Origin of the sequence: Kitasatospora sp. NPDC005748 (assembly GCF_040630735.1) — a bacterium.
GTDB lineage: Bacteria > Actinomycetota > Actinomycetes > Streptomycetales > Streptomycetaceae > Kitasatospora.
This window is the reverse complement of sequence record NZ_JBEXYD010000041.1, coordinates 21,707-37,528: the sequence shown is the minus strand read 5'-3', so window position 1 is coordinate 37,528 and position 15,822 is coordinate 21,707. Positions and strand designations below refer to the sequence as shown.

At 73.5% G+C, this 15,822-nt stretch carries 11 protein-coding genes and 1 pseudogene; 4 read left to right on the top strand and 8 right to left on the bottom strand.

Annotated elements, in window-relative coordinates; all coding sequences use genetic code 11:
* Nucleotides 1-51 precede the first annotated feature (51 nt).
* The gene (locus ABZ495_RS25615) at nt 52-1,035 is read right to left on the bottom strand and encodes an ABC transporter substrate-binding protein (RefSeq protein ID WP_359838264.1); all 984 of its coding nucleotides are present in this window, start codon (nt 1,033-1,035) and stop codon (nt 52-54) included.
* Between the two features lie 723 nt (nt 1,036-1,758).
* Nucleotides 1,759-2,748, bottom strand: coding sequence for a LacI family DNA-binding transcriptional regulator (locus ABZ495_RS25610; protein WP_359810369.1), 990 nt, complete (start codon nt 2,746-2,748; stop codon nt 1,759-1,761).
* Nucleotides 2,749-3,429: 681 nt separating this feature from the next.
* Between ABZ495_RS25610 and ABZ495_RS25605 the strand changes: the two genes are divergently transcribed.
* Nucleotides 3,430-5,928 carry a glycoside hydrolase family 9 protein gene (locus ABZ495_RS25605; protein WP_359838262.1) on the top strand — a complete coding sequence of 833 codons (2,499 nt, stop codon included), beginning with the start codon at nt 3,430-3,432 and terminating at the stop codon, nt 5,926-5,928.
* 269 nt (nt 5,929-6,197) lie between these two features.
* Here ABZ495_RS25605 and ABZ495_RS25600 read toward each other — a convergent pair whose 3' ends face one another.
* From ABZ495_RS25600 to ABZ495_RS25580, 5 genes are all read right to left on the bottom strand, one after another.
* A complete protein-coding gene (locus ABZ495_RS25600) occupies nt 6,198-7,139 on the bottom strand; it encodes a glycoside hydrolase family 6 protein (RefSeq protein ID WP_359838300.1) in 942 nt (313 codons plus the stop codon).
* Between the two features lie 46 nt (nt 7,140-7,185).
* Entirely contained in the window at nt 7,186-9,477 is a 2,292-nt protein-coding gene (locus ABZ495_RS25595; protein ID WP_359838298.1) for a glycoside hydrolase family 3 N-terminal domain-containing protein, read from the bottom strand.
* A gap of 86 nt (nt 9,478-9,563) precedes the next feature.
* Nucleotides 9,564-10,385, bottom strand: coding sequence for a carbohydrate ABC transporter permease (locus ABZ495_RS25590; protein WP_359810364.1), 822 nt, complete (start codon nt 10,383-10,385; stop codon nt 9,564-9,566).
* Nucleotides 10,382-11,278, bottom strand: a complete 897-nt coding sequence (locus tag ABZ495_RS25585) for a sugar ABC transporter permease (protein WP_359810362.1) — start codon at nt 11,276-11,278, stop codon at nt 10,382-10,384. Before ABZ495_RS25585 ends, ABZ495_RS25590 begins: the two co-directional genes overlap by 4 nt.
* Nucleotides 11,275-12,567, bottom strand: coding sequence for an extracellular solute-binding protein (locus tag ABZ495_RS25580; protein WP_359810360.1), 1,293 nt, complete (start codon nt 12,565-12,567; stop codon nt 11,275-11,277). Before ABZ495_RS25580 ends, ABZ495_RS25585 begins: the two co-directional genes overlap by 4 nt.
* A 180-nt stretch (nt 12,568-12,747) precedes the next feature.
* Between ABZ495_RS25580 and ABZ495_RS25575 the strand changes: the two genes are divergently transcribed.
* The 3 genes and pseudogenes from ABZ495_RS25575 (at nt 12,748) to ABZ495_RS25565 (ending at nt 14,609) form a co-directional block, all read left to right on the top strand.
* Complete coding sequence (locus ABZ495_RS25575; RefSeq protein ID WP_359810358.1) at nt 12,748-13,752, top strand: LacI family DNA-binding transcriptional regulator; 1,005 nt, start codon at nt 12,748-12,750, stop codon at nt 13,750-13,752.
* Between the two features lie 262 nt (nt 13,753-14,014).
* Nucleotides 14,015-14,317, top strand: a pseudogene (locus tag ABZ495_RS25570) (xylose isomerase); the annotation flags it as partial.
* 106 nt (nt 14,318-14,423) lie between these two features.
* Nucleotides 14,424-14,609, top strand: coding sequence for a hypothetical protein (locus tag ABZ495_RS25565; RefSeq protein ID WP_359810355.1), 186 nt, complete (start codon nt 14,424-14,426; stop codon nt 14,607-14,609).
* 80 nt (nt 14,610-14,689) lie between these two features.
* On the opposite strand, the gene ABZ495_RS25560 is transcribed toward ABZ495_RS25565, so the two are convergent.
* Nucleotides 14,690-15,778, bottom strand: coding sequence for an aldose epimerase family protein (locus ABZ495_RS25560; protein WP_359810352.1), 1,089 nt, complete (start codon nt 15,776-15,778; stop codon nt 14,690-14,692).
* Nucleotides 15,779-15,822 lie beyond the last annotated feature (44 nt).

The following is a 15,822-nucleotide window of genomic DNA, read 5'->3' as shown; positions in this document are numbered from 1 at the left end:
CGGTCCGCCCGGGAGCGTTCCGCCGAACGCTCCCGGGCGGGCGGGGGCTTGTCAGTACTGGCGGGTGGGCAGCGCGGCCGCGGCCTGGTCCTGGGTGAAGACACCCTCCTCGGTCTTGATCCGCTTCGGCACCTGCTCGCCGGCCTTGACCTTCTTCACCAGGTCCATCAACTGGTCACCGAGGAGCGGGTTGCACTCCACGTCGACGTTGATCTTGCCCTGGCTCATCGCGGTGAAGGCGTCCTTGACCCCGTCGACCGAGATGATCCGGATGTCGGTGCCGGGCTTCTTGCCGGCCTCCTCGATCGCCTGGATCGCACCGAGGGCCATGTCGTCGTTGTGCGCGTACAGCACGTCGATCTTCGGCTGGGCCTTCAGGAAGGCCTGCATGACCTCCTTGCCCTTCGCCCGGGTGAAGTCACCGGTCTGCGAGGCCACCACCTTGAACTTGGCGTCCGCCTTGATCACGTCGCCGAAGCCCGCCTTGCGGTCGTTGGCCGGCGCCGAACCCGTGGTGCCCTGCAGTTCGACGATGTTCACCTCGTCGGGCTTGCCCTGGTACTCCTTCGTCAGCCACTCGCCGGCCTTCTTGCCCTCCTCGACGAAGTCCGAGCCGAGGAAGGAGACATAGAGCGAGTCGTCCTTGGAGTCCACTGCCCGGTCGGTGAGGATCACCGGGATCCTGGCGTCCTTCGCCTCCTTCAGCACGGTGTCCCAACCCGACTCCACCACCGGCGAGAAGGCGATCACGTCCACCTTCTGCTGGATGAACGAGCGGATCGCCTTGATCTGGTTCTCCTGCTTCTGCTGCGCGTCGGAGAACTTCAGCTCGATGCCGGCCTTCTTCGCGGAGTCCTGGACCGACTTGGTGTTCGCGGTGCGCCAGCCGCTCTCCGCGCCGACCTGCGAGAAGCCCACGACGAGCTTGTGGCCGGAACCCTTGTCGGCCGAGCCGCCGCCGGTGCCGGAACCGCACGCGGTGAGGACGACGACCATCGCACCGGCGACCAGGGCCGCCGCAGCTCTCTTGGACATGGTGGGACTTCCTCTCGGGATCATCGATCGCGCGGACGGCACCGGTCACGTGAACCCGAGGTGTCGGCACCGTTTCGCTCGAAACAGATTGTTAACGCTCACAATCGGCAGCGGCAAGACCCTCGCGACCCGTTACCCAATCTTGACCAGCGCCTTGGCTCCGCCCCGAGGATCCATCAACTCGACCGTACTGCGGGGAGTTGAGCCGTCGCGGGCGGCAGAGTCCGACGCGAGCACCGGATCGCACCCGGCCGACGCGGACGCGGGTGCGGTCGGGAACGGCACCCGTCGGGCCGTGCTCCCGCGGGGAGTGTGCGGGGCCTCACCCGCCCGAACTGCCGGTTGCCACCAGCCGTCGACACGGGCGAGCGGGCGGTCGGCTGCCACCCGCGGGTCGGGAGCGTCGACAGCGACCCCCGGGGACGCCCGCCCCGGTGCGCGCCGACCGTCGGCACCGAGGGGTGCCGGCCGGAGCGGAAGGGGCTGGAGTTCCCTCGACCGTGGTGGAGCCCGGCGCGGGCCACACGCTCCCGCGACCCCGACCGGGGGTCGGTCTCGTCCGTACGGGCTCCATCCGGGCCACGCCGAGGCGCCGTCCGCGCCGTCCGCCCCGTCCGCACCGGCGTCGACCGCCCGACGGCACCCGACAGCGCGTCGGACCGGCGGGCACCCGACGGCCCGGTACCGTCCGGACAAGCGCATCCGGCAGCCGCCGGCCCCGAGTCAGCCGCTGCGGGCGGGACCGGCGCTGCGGCGCAGGACCATTTCCGGGGAGATCTGGACGTGGTTGCGGGCGTGAGCGACGCCGGCCAGCTCCTCCAGGAGGAGTTCGAGGGCGCGTCGGCCGAGTTCGCCGAAGTCCTGGCGGACGGTGGTGAGCGGCGGGGTGAAGTACGCGGCCTCGGGGATGTCGTCGAAGCCGATCACGCTGATGTCGCCCGGCATGGCGCGGGCCGCCTCGTGCAGGGCGCGGACCAGGCCGAGGGCCATGTGGTCGTTGGCACAGAAGACGGCGGTGACCTCCGGGTCATGTGCGATCCGACGGCCCGCGTCGTAGCCGGAGCGGGCGCTCCAGTCGCCGCTCTCGACCGGCGGCACCCGGGCGCCGCCGGCCTCCAGCGCCTCCCGCCAGCCGGTCTGGCGGTCGCGGGTCTCCATCCAGCCGGCCGGCCCCGCGAGGTGGTGCACCGTGCGGTGGCCGAGGTCGAGCAGGTGGCGGGTGGCGGCCTCGGCGCCGACCCGGTTGTCGAACGACACCATCGGCACCCGGGACTGGCTTCCGGAGCCGACCGCGACCACCGGCACCGAGCTGGACAGCCGGGCGAGGACGCCGACGGCGGAGATCTGCGGGGCGATCACCACGATGCCTTCCACACCCTGGTCGCGCAGCCGGTCCACGGCCTCCTGAACGGAGCGGCTGTCCAGGGAGCGCAGGCTGGCGACGCTGACGAAGTAGTCGGCGGTGCGGGCGGCGCGCTCGATGCCGTCGAGCATGGAGGCGGGCCCGTACAGCGTGGAGTCGAAGCTGACCACGCCCAGCGTCTTCGAACGGCGGGTGACCAGGGCGCGGGCGGCCGAGTTCGGCCGGTAGTCGAGTTCGCGGATCGCGGCGAGCACCCGCTCCCGGGTGCCGGGGCGTACGTGCGGGGCGCCGTTGAGCACCCGGGACACCGTCTGGTGGGAGACGCCGGCCAGCTTCGCGACATCCGCCATCACCGGCTGTCGCACCTCTGTGCCGACCGCTTCAGATCCCACGCGCAGTCCCCTCCGGTGCCCCGGTCCGACCGTCCGCCACGAGCCGTGCGGCGGCGCCACTGTCTCATGCCTACACCGTGCCGTGTAATGTTAGCGTTAACAGACGACAGAGGGCAGACGCCGGCCACCTCGCGCCACCCGAGGCGGGGGCCTGCGCCGGGAGCGCGACCGCGAACGGGTGGTCGAGGGCCGAACGGCGAAGGGCGCGGAGGCGCCGCCGGTGGCGACGCGATTCCCCTCGGCGGCGGTGACCGGTGACGCTGCTCCCGCAGCAGGAGTGGCTGCCGAGGGGGACCGACGGCGCGCCGGTACCGGACCCACGGGCTGTTCCACCGCCGGCCCTCCACCCGTTCGGGGCCGACGGGCGTGAGGCCGACGCGCGGCGAGCTCCCGGTCCGCTCCCCGCCGACCCACACCCCGCACGGACGAGCCGGCGACCTCGGCAGCCCACCGACCGTCCCGGGAGCGTCGCCGGTCGGCACGGCCGGGGTCAGATCGCCCGCCCCGCAGGATCAACGGCCTTTCGCTGCCGGTCTCTTGACGCGGCCATTGCGAAGCTGGCTTGATTGGCGAGTGGGAGCGCTCCCAGCAGGTGCTGCCCACCCCCTGCACCCTCCCCACCCGAGGAAGGCCCCACCCGTGCCTCCTGTCACCCCCGCCCGAGGCGTCTCGCGGCGCGCGGCCGCCGTACTCACCGGCCTCGCCCTGGCCGCCGGCGCCCTGACCGCCACCGGGCTCACCGCGCCCTCCGCCCACGCCACCGCGTCCCCCGGGGCCGGCCCCGCGGCCGCGGTCGCCGACTCCCCCGTCCGGGTCAACCAACTCGGCTACCTGCCCGACGGCCCCAAGCGGGCCACCGTCGTCAGCTCCGCCACCGCCCCCCTGGCCTGGCAGCTGCGCGACGCCACCGGTGCGCAGGTCGCCTCCGGCACCACCACGGTGCACGGCGCCGACCAGGCCTCCGGCCAGTCGACCCACCTGGTCGACTTCGGCGGCTACCCCGGTACCGGCACCGGCTACACCCTGGTGGTCGGCGGTCAGGCCAGCCACCCGTTCGACATCTCGGCCTCGCTCTACGACGGCCTGCGCGCCGACAGCATGTCGTTCTTCTACCAACAGCGCAGCGGCATCGCGATCGACGCGGCGCTGGCCGGCAGCGCGTACGCCCGCCCCGCCGGGCACCTGGGCGTGGCCCCGAACAAGGGGGACACGAGCGTGCCCTGCCAGGCCGGCGTGTGCGACTACCGCCTGGACGTGCACGGCGGCTGGTACGACGCCGGCGACCAGGGCAAGTACGTGGTCAACGGCGGCATCGCGACCTGGGAGCTCGTCAACTCCTTCGAGCGGGCCCGCCGGTCGAACGGAGACGCGGCGCTCGGGGACTCCACGCTGCGCCTGCCCGAGCGCGGCAACGGGGTGCCGGACGTGCTCGACGAGGCCCGCTGGGAGCTGGAGTTCCTGCTGCGGATGCAGGTCCCCGCGGACCGGCCGATGGCCGGGATGGCCTTTCACAAGACGCACGACGCGCAGTGGACCGGCCTGCCGACCCGGCCCGACCTCGACGACCAGCAGCGCGAGCTGCACCGGCCGTCGACCGCCGCGACGCTCAACCTGGCGGCCACCGCCGCCCAGTGCGCCCGGGTGTACGCGCCGTACGACGGCGCCTTCGCCGCCCGCTGCCTGGACGCGGCCCGCCGCGCCTGGGCGGCTGCCAGGGCCAACCCGAACGTGCTCGCCCCGGCGACCGACAACACGGGGGGCGGCGCGTACGAGGACGCGGACGTCTCCGACGAGTTCTACTGGGCGGCGGCCGAACTCCTCGCCACCACCGGCGAGTCGCAGTACCGGGACGCGGTCACCTCCTCCCCGCACCACACCGGGCCGGTGGACGGCTTCTGGTGGGGCGGCACCGCCACGCTCGGCCGGATCACCCTGGCGACCGTCCCCGGCATGGCCCTGCCCGCCGACGACGTCAACCGGTTGCGCTCCCTGCTGACCGCCGCCGCCGACACCCACCTGTCCACCATGGCCGGCCAGGGCTACGCGGTGCCGATCCCCGCCGACGCCTACGTCTGGGGCTCCAACAGCTCGGTCGCCAACGACGCGATGGTGATGGCCGTCGCGTACGAGCTGACCGGCCGGCAGGGCTACCGCGCCGGGGCGCTGGAGACGCTGGACTACCTGCTGGGCCGCAACGCCCTGGACCACTCCTACGTGTCCGGCTACGGCGAGCGCGCCTCCGAGAACCAGCACCACCGGTTCTGGGCGCACCAGAACGACGCGACGCTGCCGCACCCGCCGGCCGGCTCCTTCGCGGGCGGCCCGGACGCCGGGCTGGAGGACCCGATCGCCAAGTCCCGGCTGGCGGGCTGCGCGCCGGCGGCGTGCTACGTCGACGACATCGGCTCGTACTCCACCAACGAGGTGGCGATCAACTGGAACGCGTCGCTGGCGTGGCTGGCGGCCTTCGCCGCCGAGCGGCGCAGCACCCCTACGGCGCCCGCGGTGCAGGTGGTCCCGGCCGCGGTGACCGTTCCGGAGGGCGGCTCGGCGACGGTGGGCGTGCGGCTGTCGGCGGCGCCCGGGCAGACCGTCAGGCTGACGGTCTCCCGCTCCTCCGGTGACCAGGACCTGGCGGTCGCGTCCGGCGCCACACTGGTCTTCACCCCGGCCGACTGGGCGACGGCCCAGCAGGTCTCGCTGACGGCGGCGCAGGACGCGGACGCGCTGGCGGGCGCCGCGGTCTTCCGGGTCGGTGGCACGGGGGTGACCGCGGCGACCTTCACGGCGACCGAGGCGGACGACGACACGGCCCCGCCTACGGCGTCCTGCTCGGTGGCGTACAGGGTGGACAGCTCCTGGGGCAACGGCTTCACCGCGACGGTCACCGTCCGGAACACCGGCACGTCGACGATCTCCGGCTGGACACTGGGGTGGGCCTTCACGGGTGACCAGAGGATCACCACCGCGTGGAACGCCACCGTCAGCCAGTCGGGCGGCTCGGTGACCGCCCGGGACGCCGGCTGGAACGGCACCCTGGCACCCGGCGCCACCGTGGGTCTCGGCTTCCAGGCCGGCTACTCGGGCAGCAACGCCGCTCCGACCGGCTTCACCCTGAACGGCGCGGCCTGCGCCTGACCCCGCTGCGCCACGGTCGGTCGCCGCCGGCCCCGAGGTGGCGGACGCTTCGCACCCGCATGGGTCTCGAAGCGTCCGCCGCCTCGCGCCGTCCCGGCGACCGCGCGGCCGGAAGGCCTCGACGCCTACGTCCTGCCGGCCGGGGCCCGCCCGCCGCGCCCGGGTCCGGGCAGCCGTGCGCGCCGGCACCGGAGCCGGGGAACGGTTCCGGTGCCGGCGCGCGCTTCGGCTCGGGAGCGGCCGCGGGGCCGCCCCTCACCGGTCCGCGGTCAGTAGCCGTAGATCATCTTGTAGGCGACCTCGGGCAGGAACTGTCCGGCGGTCGATCCCGTGCCGACACCGCAGTTGCCGTCCGACTCGCCGGGCACCTTGATCCACAGGAGCATCTCGGCGCCGCCGCCCCACCCGGTGGGGGTCCCGATCCGGCGTCCCGCCGGGTTGCACCACGCGCCGTCGGACCCGTTGCCGTTGCGGCTGGTGTCGACGACGAACGGCTTGGTGAAGCCCTTCGTCGACTTCAGCGCCGCGTTGACCGCGTTGCCGTACGCCACGTTCTGGGCGGTGGTGAGGTAGTTCGAGACGTTCAGGGAGAAGCCGTGGGCTCCGGCCACCCCGGCCGCGGCCAGGTGCCGGGCCATGGTCTCGGCACTCAGCCAGGCGGGGTTGCCGGCGTCCAGGTAGAGGAGGGTGTTCGGCGCCTTGGCGTTGAACTGCGCGACGGCGCCGCTCAGCAGCGCGTTGCGCTCGGAGATCTGGGCCTGGCTCATGCAGCTCTCGTCGCCGAGCGAGTCGGGTTCGAGGACGACCGCCGCCGGCCGGTTGCCGATGCCGGCGGCGAAGGCGGCGATCCACGTCCGGTACTCGGCGGCGCTGCCCGCCCCGCCGCCGGACTGGCCCGCGCAGATGTCCCGGTCGGGGATGTCGTAGGCGACGAGGACGGGCAGTTTGCCGGCGGCGGCCGCCGCGCGGGTGTAGTCACCGGTGGCCGTTCCGACGGCGCCGCTCCAGTTGCCGAACCAGCGGGCCGACGGCACGTTGGCGATCGACGCCTGGATCGCGGCGGCGCGGCCGTCGCCCCGGTTGGCGTTGACCCACCGCTGTGCGCTGGAGTCGGGGTCGGCGTAGAAGCCGCTGGTCGTGAGGGCGGGTCCGGCCGCGTGGGCGCCGCCGGGGTCGAGCGCGAGAAGGACGGTGGTCAGCGCGGGTGCCATGAGCAGGGACAGCCTGCGGCTCGATCGGCGCACGGTGGTTCCTCCGCTACGGGGTGGGGGTGGGTGGAAGGTCCTGGACGGTGACGGCCGGGTGGAGCCGGCGGGTGTGGTCGAACGGGCGGACCGGGCCGGTCAGGCGCAGCGGCACGGTGAGGCGGGCGTCGGTGCTGGAGGCGGCGATCCGCAGTTCCAGCGCGCCGGGTTCGACGATCCGGTGGCCATCGCGGCCGGTGAAGGAGGCCAGGTCGGCGGGGAGCGCCAGCACCACCCGGCAGGCGGCTCCCGCGTCGAGCGGGATCCGCCGGTAGCCGACCAGCCGCTGCACGGGCTGCACCACCGAGGCCACCGGGTCGTGCAGGTAGAGCTGCACGACCTCGGTGCCCGCCCGGGCGCCGGCGTTGCGCAGCTCGAAGGCGAGCCGGAACTCGCCGTCGGTACCGGTCTCGGCCACCTCCACGGTGAGGCCGGCCCAGGTGAACTCGGTGTAGCCGAGACCGTGTCCGAAGCCGTAGGCGGGTGTCGGGTCGGTGCTGGAGACCTCGCCGGCCTGGGCCAGCCGGGCGGCCAGGTAGGTGGAGGGCTGGACGCCGGGGTGCGCGGGCACGGAGACCGGTAGCCGTCCGGTCGGCTCGACCCGCCCGCTGAGCACGCCCGCGAGGGCCCGGGTGCCCTCCTCCCCGGGGAAGAAGCACTGCACGACGGCCGCCGCCTCGGTGACCGCGCGCCCGAGCGCGTACGGCCGCCCGGCCAGCAGGGTGACCACCACCGGCGTGCCGGCGTCCAGTACTTCCTCCAGCAGCTTCCGCTGGCTGCCGGGCAGTTCGAGCGAGGCGGCGTCGCAGCCCTCGCCGCTGGTGCCGCGGCCGAAGAGCCCGGCCCGATCCCCGAGGGCGAGCACCACCACGTCGGCCCGCCGGGCGGCCCGGACCGCCTCGGCGATGCCGCCGGTGTCCTCGCCGTCGACCGTCACCCCGCGCACCGTACGCAACTGGCTGCCGGCGAACTCCGCCTCCAACGCCTGCCGCAGGGTGGGGAGTTCGATGCCGGCCGGGGTCCGCGGGTGCTGCGCGCCGACGTGCACGGGGAAGGAGTAGCAGCCGAGCACGGCGGTGGGTTCGTCGGCGTTCGGCCCGATCAGCGCGATCCGGGCGGGGCCGCGCAGGGGCAGCAGGCCGTCGTTGCGCAGCAGTACCACGGCCTGCTCGGCGAGTTCGGCGGCGAGTGCGCGGTTGGCGGGCCGGTCGAGGTCGACCAGGCCGCGCAACGCCTCGGGTTCGCCCGGGTCGGTGCCGGCGAGGGCGGCGGGCACCGGGTCCCAGTCGGCGTCCAGGAGGCCGAGCTGGGCCTTCTGCACCAGGACACGGCGCAGCGCCCGGTCGATCAGCGCCTCCGGTACGGCTCCGGCCCCGACCGCGTCCAGCAGGGGCTGTCCGAAGGTCTGCACGGTCGGCAGTTCGACGTCCACTCCGCTGGCCAGGGCCAGTGCGGCGGCGTCGGACCAGTACTCGGCGACGCCGTGCAGCGTCTTGAGGAAGGCGATGCCGAAGTAGTCGGCGACGAGCGTGCCGGTGAAGCCCCAGGTGTCCCGGAGCAGTCCCGTGAGCAGGGCCTCGTCGGCGGCGGAGGGCAGGCCGTCGGTGTCCGTGTAGGCGTGCATGACCGAACGGGGACGGCCTTCGCGGACGGCCATCTCGAAGGGCGCCAGGATGACGTCGGCGCGCTCGCGGGGGCCCATCGAGACGGGGGCGAGGTTGCGTCCGGCACGGGAGGCGGAGTACCCGGCGAAGTGCTTGAGGGTGGCGACGATCCCGGCCGACTCCAGGCCCTGCACGTAGGCGGTGGCGACGGTGCCGACCAGGTACGGGTCCTCACCGATCGTCTCCTCGACCCGCCCCCAGCGGGCGTCGCGAACGACGTCGAGCACCGGGGCGAGGCCCTGGTGCACGCCGACGGCCCGCAGGTCCCGCCCGATGGCCGCGGCCATCGTCCGCACCAGCTCCGGGTTGAAGGTGGCGCCCCAGGACAGCGGCACGGGGTAGGCGGTGGCACCCCAGGCGGCGAAGCCGGCCAGGCACTCCTCGTGGGCCAGTGCGGGGATGCCGAAGCGGTTGGCGGCGGCGATCCGCCGCTGGGTGCGCTGCAGCGAGAGCGCGCCGAGCGCCGGGTCGACGGGCGCGGTGCCGAAGGGCCGGGTCAGCTGGCCCAGCCCGTAGGGCAGGAGGGTGTCGAGGTCGGGCGGTTGCTCCATGTCGTGCTGGTGCGGGGCGACCTCGCCACCCTCGGCGCTGGCGCCCACCCAGACCCCGACCAGTTGGGCGGCCTTCTCGCGCAGGGTCATCTCCCCGATCAGGGCGTCCGCCCTGGCCTCCGGGGAGAGCGTGGCGTCCCGCCAGGCGGGGACGGCTTCGGGGGTGCGGCGGTCGTTCACTTTCCTCCAACGCCCATCAGGCCCTGGACCAGGGCGCGGCGGGCGAACAGGTAGACGACGAAGACGGGGAGCATGGACAGCACGACGGCGCTGAGCAGGCCGGGCACGTCCACGCCGTGCTCGGTCTGGAACTCGTACAGGCCGAGGGTGACGACCTTGGTGGAGTCGGACTGGGTGAGGATCAGCGGGAAGAGGAAGCCGTTCCAGGCCTGGAGCGCGGCGAAGACGACGATCGAGGACAGCCCGCCTCTGGACAGCGGGAGCACCAGTTGGCGGAAGACGCGCGCCGGGGTCGCGCCGTCCACCGCCATCGCCTCGTACAGCTCGGGGCCGATGTCGCGCATCGCGCCGGTCAGCACCAGGGTGCAGACCGGCAGGCAGAAGGCGGCGGTCGGCAGGACGACACCGATCAGCCGGTCGTACAGGCCGGTCTTGCTGATCACGTAGAACATCGGCACGATCACCGCCTGGGCGGGGATCGCCAGGCCCAGCAGGAACAGCCGGAACACCCAGCCGGTGGCCCGGCCGCGGGCGCGCACGATGGCGTAGGCGAGCGGCGGGACGACCAGCAGCACGATCGCGACCACGCCGGCGGTCACGGTCAGGGTGTTGAGGAAGTCCTTGCCGAAGCCGTTCGAGAAGTCGGTCAGGTAGTTCCGCAGGGTCCACCGCACCGGCGGTTTCAGCGGACCCTCGGTGGAGTAGTCGGCGCGGGTGCGGAACGTGGCGATCAGCAGCACGTACAGCGGCAGGCCGACCACCAGCAGCCACCCCAGGGAGCCGAACCCGGCCAGGAGGTTGGGGCGCCGGCGCGTCACAGGCCCTCCGCCGTGCCGCGCATCCGGTCGTAGCCGGAGATCCGGACCACCGCGAGCGAGATCAGGGTGGCGACCACCACGAGGACCAGCGCGATGGCCGACCCGGTGCCGAAGTCGAAGCCCTTGAAAGCCTTCTGGTACATGTAGTAGGCGGTGACGGTGGTGTCGGTGCCGGGGCCGCCCTGGGTGAGGATCAGGACCGTGTCGAAGGTGGTCAGGCCGCCGACCACCATGAGGATCACCGAGGTGATGACGGTGTTGCGCAGCTGCGGCAGGGTGATGTGGAAGAACTGGCGCACGGTGCCCGCCCCGTCGACCGCCGCCGCCTGGTAGAGCACCGGCGGGATGGCCCGGGCGCCGCCCTGGTAGAGCAGCGCGTGCAGCGGGGTGAACTGCCAGATGCCGACGAAGGTCAGCACCCCGATCGCGCCGCTCCTGCTGCCGAGCAGGTTGCCGTCGCCGAACAGCCAGGTGAGCTGGGCCGGCACGCCGAAGTTGGGGTCGAGGACGGCCCGCCACACCACCGAGACGGCGGTCGCCGAGAGCAGCAGCGGCACGAAGTAGACGGCCGAGAGGACGGCCCGGTTGCGCTGCGGCCCGGCGGCCCAGACGCCGAGCAGGATGCTGACCGGGGTCTGGGTCACCACCCCGAGGGCGGTGAGCAGCAGGGTGGTCCCGACGGACTGGGCCATCACCGGGTCGTGGACCAGGGCGGCCCAGTTGTCCAGGCCGTTGAAGCGCGGCTCGCCGATGCCGTCCCAGCTGGTGAAGGAGAGCACCACGACCAGCAGCAGCGGCACGATCGCGAACAGCAGGAAGAACACCCCTGCGGGCACCGCCCAGGCGAGGCCCGGGCGGGTCACGCCCGGGCCGGACCTCGCACCGCGCGTCATGAGGTCGGCAAGGCCTGCATGGCCTTGATGAAGGCGTCGGCGTCGGTCCTGCCGGCGAAGAACTGCTGGACGGCGGTGTACATCGGGGTCATGGCGGCCGGCGGGTAGGCCTGGTCCCAGGAGAGCTGGAACGACGGCGCGGCCTTGACCAGCTCGTACTGGGCCCTGGAGTACGCGGGACTGGCCGAGAGGTCGAGGAAGTCGGCGGTGCTGGTGGTGGTCGGCAGGTTCCCGATGGCGAGCTGCGCCTTCACGAACTCGTCGGAGTACATCAGCTTGAGGAAGGCCGCGACGGCCTCCGGGTGCTTCGTCTTCTTGAGCACCGAGTAGAAGTTGTTGGTGTTGCCGACCACGGCGGCCGGGTCGCCCTTCCCCCCGCTCACGGCCGGGAATCCGGTGTAGCCGAGGCCGGACGCGGCGAAGTCGGGGTGGGCGTCCTGCTGGGTGGAGTAGTACCAGGAGCCCATCAGTTCGAAGGCGGCCTTGCCCTTGGCGACCAGCGCCGGGGAGCCGCCGTCGGTGAACTTCACGGAGTCGGCGTTGCTCCCGAAGGCGCCGGCGTCGACGAGCTGTTGGAGGGCGGCCAGCGCCTTGCGGCTGTCCTCGCCCGCCCAGGCCTCGCGGTCGCCGCCCAGCGCCCGCTGGAACAGACCGGGGCCGCCGATCCGGTCGTACAGGTACTCGAACCACATCAGGGTGGGCCACCGGTCGCCGCCGCCGAGCGCGATCGGGGTGACGCCCGTGGCCTTCAGCGCCTTGCTGGTGGCGAGCAGGTCGTCCCACGTCGTCGGCGGGGTGAGCCCGGCGTCCGCCAGCACCTTCTTGTTGTGGAAGAGCAGCACCGGCTGGGTGCCGCGCATCGGCACGCCGTACGGCTTGCCGTCCACCACCGCCGAGTCGAACACCGAGGGGAGGAAGTTGTCCTTCAGGCCCGGGTCCGCTGCGATGAACCCGTCCAGCGGGAGCAGCAGGCCCGCCTTGACGAACGGCTGGATGGATCCGCCACCCCAGTTGAAGAAGACGTCCGGGGCGCGCGAGGTGTTGATCACGGTCTGCAGCTTCTGCTGGTAGTCCGCGCCGGGGACGGTGTCGAGCACCGCCTTGACCTTGGAGGTCCGGTTGAAGGTCTCGACGAGCTGCTTCTCGACCTTGTTGGCGGCGTCACCGTAGACGAGCACGTGGATCGTCCCGGAGCCCGCGTCGGAGGAGGCCTCGCCGGATCCACAGGCGGCGGTCGTGCCCAGGAGGAGCGCGCTGGCCGCGATGACTGCGGCGAATCTCAATCGCATACCCTGCCTCGATCGAATGTTTCGAGTATATTGCCGAATGTTGTGGGAAACCTAGGACCGTCCTGACCCTCCGTCAAGAGGTCCGGCCGAATCGGATCCGGCCGGTCGACGGGCTAGCATCCGTGCCGTACGGTCACCCACGACGGAGTTCGCCCAGCCGGGGCAGTGCAGGAGGAACCCGTGACCAGAGCGGCGACGCTCGCCGAGATCGCGCTGGAGGCCGGGGTCTCCGCGCCGACAGTTTCGAAAGTCCTGAACGGGCGCGCCGACGTCGCCCCGGCCACCCGGGAGCGGGTGGAGGAACTGCTGCACCGGCACGGCTACCGGCGGCGCGGCAGCCGGCAGGTGAGCCCGCTGCTGGAGCTGGTCTTCCACGAGCTGGAGAGCGCCTGGGCGGTGGAGGTGATCCGCGGCGTGGAGAACGCGGTGCGCGAGGAGGGTCTGAGCATCGTGCTCTCCGAGTCCGCCGGTCGGCTCAGCCCCGGCCAGTCCTGGGTGGACGGGGTGCTCGCCCGCCGCCCGACCGGCGTGGTGCTGGTGCTGTCCGACCTGGACCGCTCCCAGCGCGAGCAGCTGGCCGGCCGGAACATCCCGTTCGTGGTGATGGACCCGGCCGGCGACCCCGGCCAGGACGTTCCCGCGGTCGGCACCACCAACTGGGACGGCGGCCTGGCCGCCACCCGGCACCTGCTCGACCTCGGCCACCGCCGGATCGGCCTGATCGGCGGCCCTGCCCGGATGATGTGCAGCCGGGCCCGGGCCGACGGCTACCGGGCGGCGCTCGACATGGCGGGCGTACCGTACGACCCTGAGCTGGTCCGGGCGGGCGACTTCCACCACGAGTCCGGGCGCCGGGTCGGCCTGGAGCTGCTGGCGCTGCCCGACCGGCCGACCGCCGTGTTCGCCGGCAACGACCTCCAGGCGCTCGGGCTCTACGAGGCCGCCAGGGAGCTGGGCCTGCGCATTCCGGAGGACCTCAGCGTGGTCGGCTTCGACGACCTTCCGCTGGCCCGCTGGGTGGGGCCGCCGCTGACCACCGTGCGCCAGCCGCTGACCGAGATGGCCGAGACAGCGACCCGCCTGGTGATCGACCTGGCGCGCGGGGTGCGACCCGGCACGCGGCGGGTGGACCTGGCCACCAGCCTGGTCGAGCGCAGCAGCACCGCGCCGCCCCGGACCGGTTGACGGAGCGTCGGCCGGATCTGCGGGCACCGCGGGGTGGGTCGGCCGATCGAATGTTTCGAAGGCTTTCCGGCTGCTCGACAGCGGCTCCTTCCCGGCTCCTCGCCGGCCCGGGCGCGCGGAGACCCAGCGGTGCCGGGGCGCGCGCCGGCGCCCTGGGCGCACCGGGCCTGCTCGGCGTCACCTGCGTCCCGCTCGCCCCGCCAGCAACAGGGTGGGATCCGCCACGATCGGGCGGACCGTCGTCAGCGCCGCGCCCAGCAGCTTCAAGCCGCCGCGCACCGAGGACTTCGACGGCGTCTGGGCCTCGGCCGCCGGCTGCATGCGCAACTACCTGCTGCTGGCCGATCGCTCCCGCGCCTTCCGGGCCGACCCGGACGTCCGGACCGCGCTCGCCGCATCCCGGCTGCCCCAACTCGCGCTCCCCACCGCCCAGGACGGCCTGGCCGGGCTGCTGGCCGACCGCTCCGCTTTCGAGGAGTACGACGTCGAGGCCGCCGCCCGGCGCGGCATGGCCTCCGAGCAGCTGGACCAGCTCGCCCTCGAACACCTCCTCCGGGCCCGCTGACTCCACCGGTGGCGGGCCGGGTCAACGGCTCGGTCCCGCGGGGCGGGAGCGTCCGGCGGGCTTCACGGCCACCCCGTCCCACAGCGACTTCCGCAGCCGCGACCTGGTGAACTGGACGCAGCTCGGCAACGCCCTGCCCGCTGCCCGGACGTCCCGCCAGGGGCTCGCCGCCCGTTCACCCGACCAAACACCCCGTGAACCGCTCACCCGGCCCTGCTCCGGCGTCGTCGGGCGCGGGCAGATGCCGGAGCGCTTCGAGCACGCGAACCACGAGGCCGGATCAACGGCCTGACCAGCGCGGGGTGGGACGCCGACAAGGGGGCGGCGAGCCCCGTCCGGCCCGCCGCCCCCGTTCACCGCTGCGCGGCTTCGCTACGCCGCGGAGAAGCGGTACACCGTCGTCGAGCGGAACTCCTCTCCCGGGCGCAGGACGGTGGACGGGTACTCGGGACGGTTGGGCGAGTCCGGGAAGTGCTGCGTCTCCAGTGCGATGCCCGCGTACGCCCGGTACGGACGGCCGGAGCGGCCGGTCAGCGACCCGTCGAAGTGGTTGCCGGTGTAGACCTGGAGGCCCGGCTCCGTCGTCAGGCATTCGACCTGCCGGCCGCTGGCCGGGTGGCTCAGCACCGCCACCCGGCGCAAGCCCGTCCCGTCGAGCACCCAGGTGTGGTCGAAGCCCGTTCCGGCCGCGCGGACCTGGGGGGCCTCGACCGCGACGCGCTCGCCGATCACCGCCGCCTCGCGCAGGTCGAAGGGCGTGCCGGCGACGGACTCGACCGGGCCGAGCGGGATCAGGCCCTCGTCCACCGGCAGGTAGCCGGTGGCGTCCACCCGGAGCAGGTGGTCGAGCACCGTCCCGCTGCCCTCGCCCGCCAGGTTGAAGTACGCGTGGTTGGTGAGGTTGACGACGGTCGGGGCGTCCGCGCGCGCCCGGTAGCCGATCCGGAGCTGCCCGGCCGGGTCGAGCAGGTACGTCACCTCCGCGCGGAGCTCCCCCGGGAACCCCTGGTCGCCGTCCGGGCTCCGCAGGCGCAGGCGTACCCCGGCGTGCCGGCCCTCCCGGACCGGCACGCCGTCCCAGAGCCGGGTGGCGAACCCGTCCGGACCGCCGTGCAGGGTGTGGCCGCCCGGCTGGGTCCGCAGCCGGTGGGTCGTACCGTCCACCGGCACCGTGCCGCCCGCGATCCGGTTGGCGTAGCGGCCGACCGTCGCCCCGAGGTAGGCCGCTTCACCGAGCAGGTCCCCGACGCCGTCGCACCCGAGGACGACGTTCGCCCGCCGCCCGTCCCGGTCGGGCACGTCCAGGGCCTGGAGGCGGGCGCCGAGGCTGAGCACCTCCGCGGTGGCCCCCGCCGGGGACCCGATGGTCCAGCGCATGACGCGTCGCCCGTCCGGCAGGATCGCGGCGACCTCCTGGGACACCGTCAACTCGCTGCGGGAGACGAGTGCTTCTCTCGGCACGGGGTTGCTCCGTTCCATGCGGCTGGGTGGGTGGCGGCCGGACG

What these genes read in the sequence shown, in the direction of transcription:
- ABZ495_RS25580 (WP_359810360.1), bottom strand. Translation starts at nt 12,567, where the DNA reads ATGCGATTGAGATTCGCCGCAGTCATCGCGGCCAGCGCGCTCCTCCTG.
- ABZ495_RS25615 (WP_359838264.1), bottom strand. Translation starts at nt 1,035, where the DNA reads ATGTCCAAGAGAGCTGCGGCGGCCCTGGTCGCCGGTGCGATGGTCGTC.
- ABZ495_RS25595 (WP_359838298.1), bottom strand. Translation starts at nt 9,477, where the DNA reads ATGACCCTGCGCGAGAAGGCCGCCCAACTGGTCGGGGTCTGGGTGGGC.
- ABZ495_RS25610 (WP_359810369.1), bottom strand. Translation starts at nt 2,748, where the DNA reads ATGGCGGATGTCGCGAAGCTGGCCGGCGTCTCCCACCAGACGGTGTCC.
- ABZ495_RS25585 (WP_359810362.1), bottom strand. Translation starts at nt 11,278, where the DNA reads ATGACGCGCGGTGCGAGGTCCGGCCCGGGCGTGACCCGCCCGGGCCTC.
- ABZ495_RS25600 (WP_359838300.1), bottom strand. Translation starts at nt 7,139, where the DNA reads ATGGCACCCGCGCTGACCACCGTCCTTCTCGCGCTCGACCCCGGCGGC.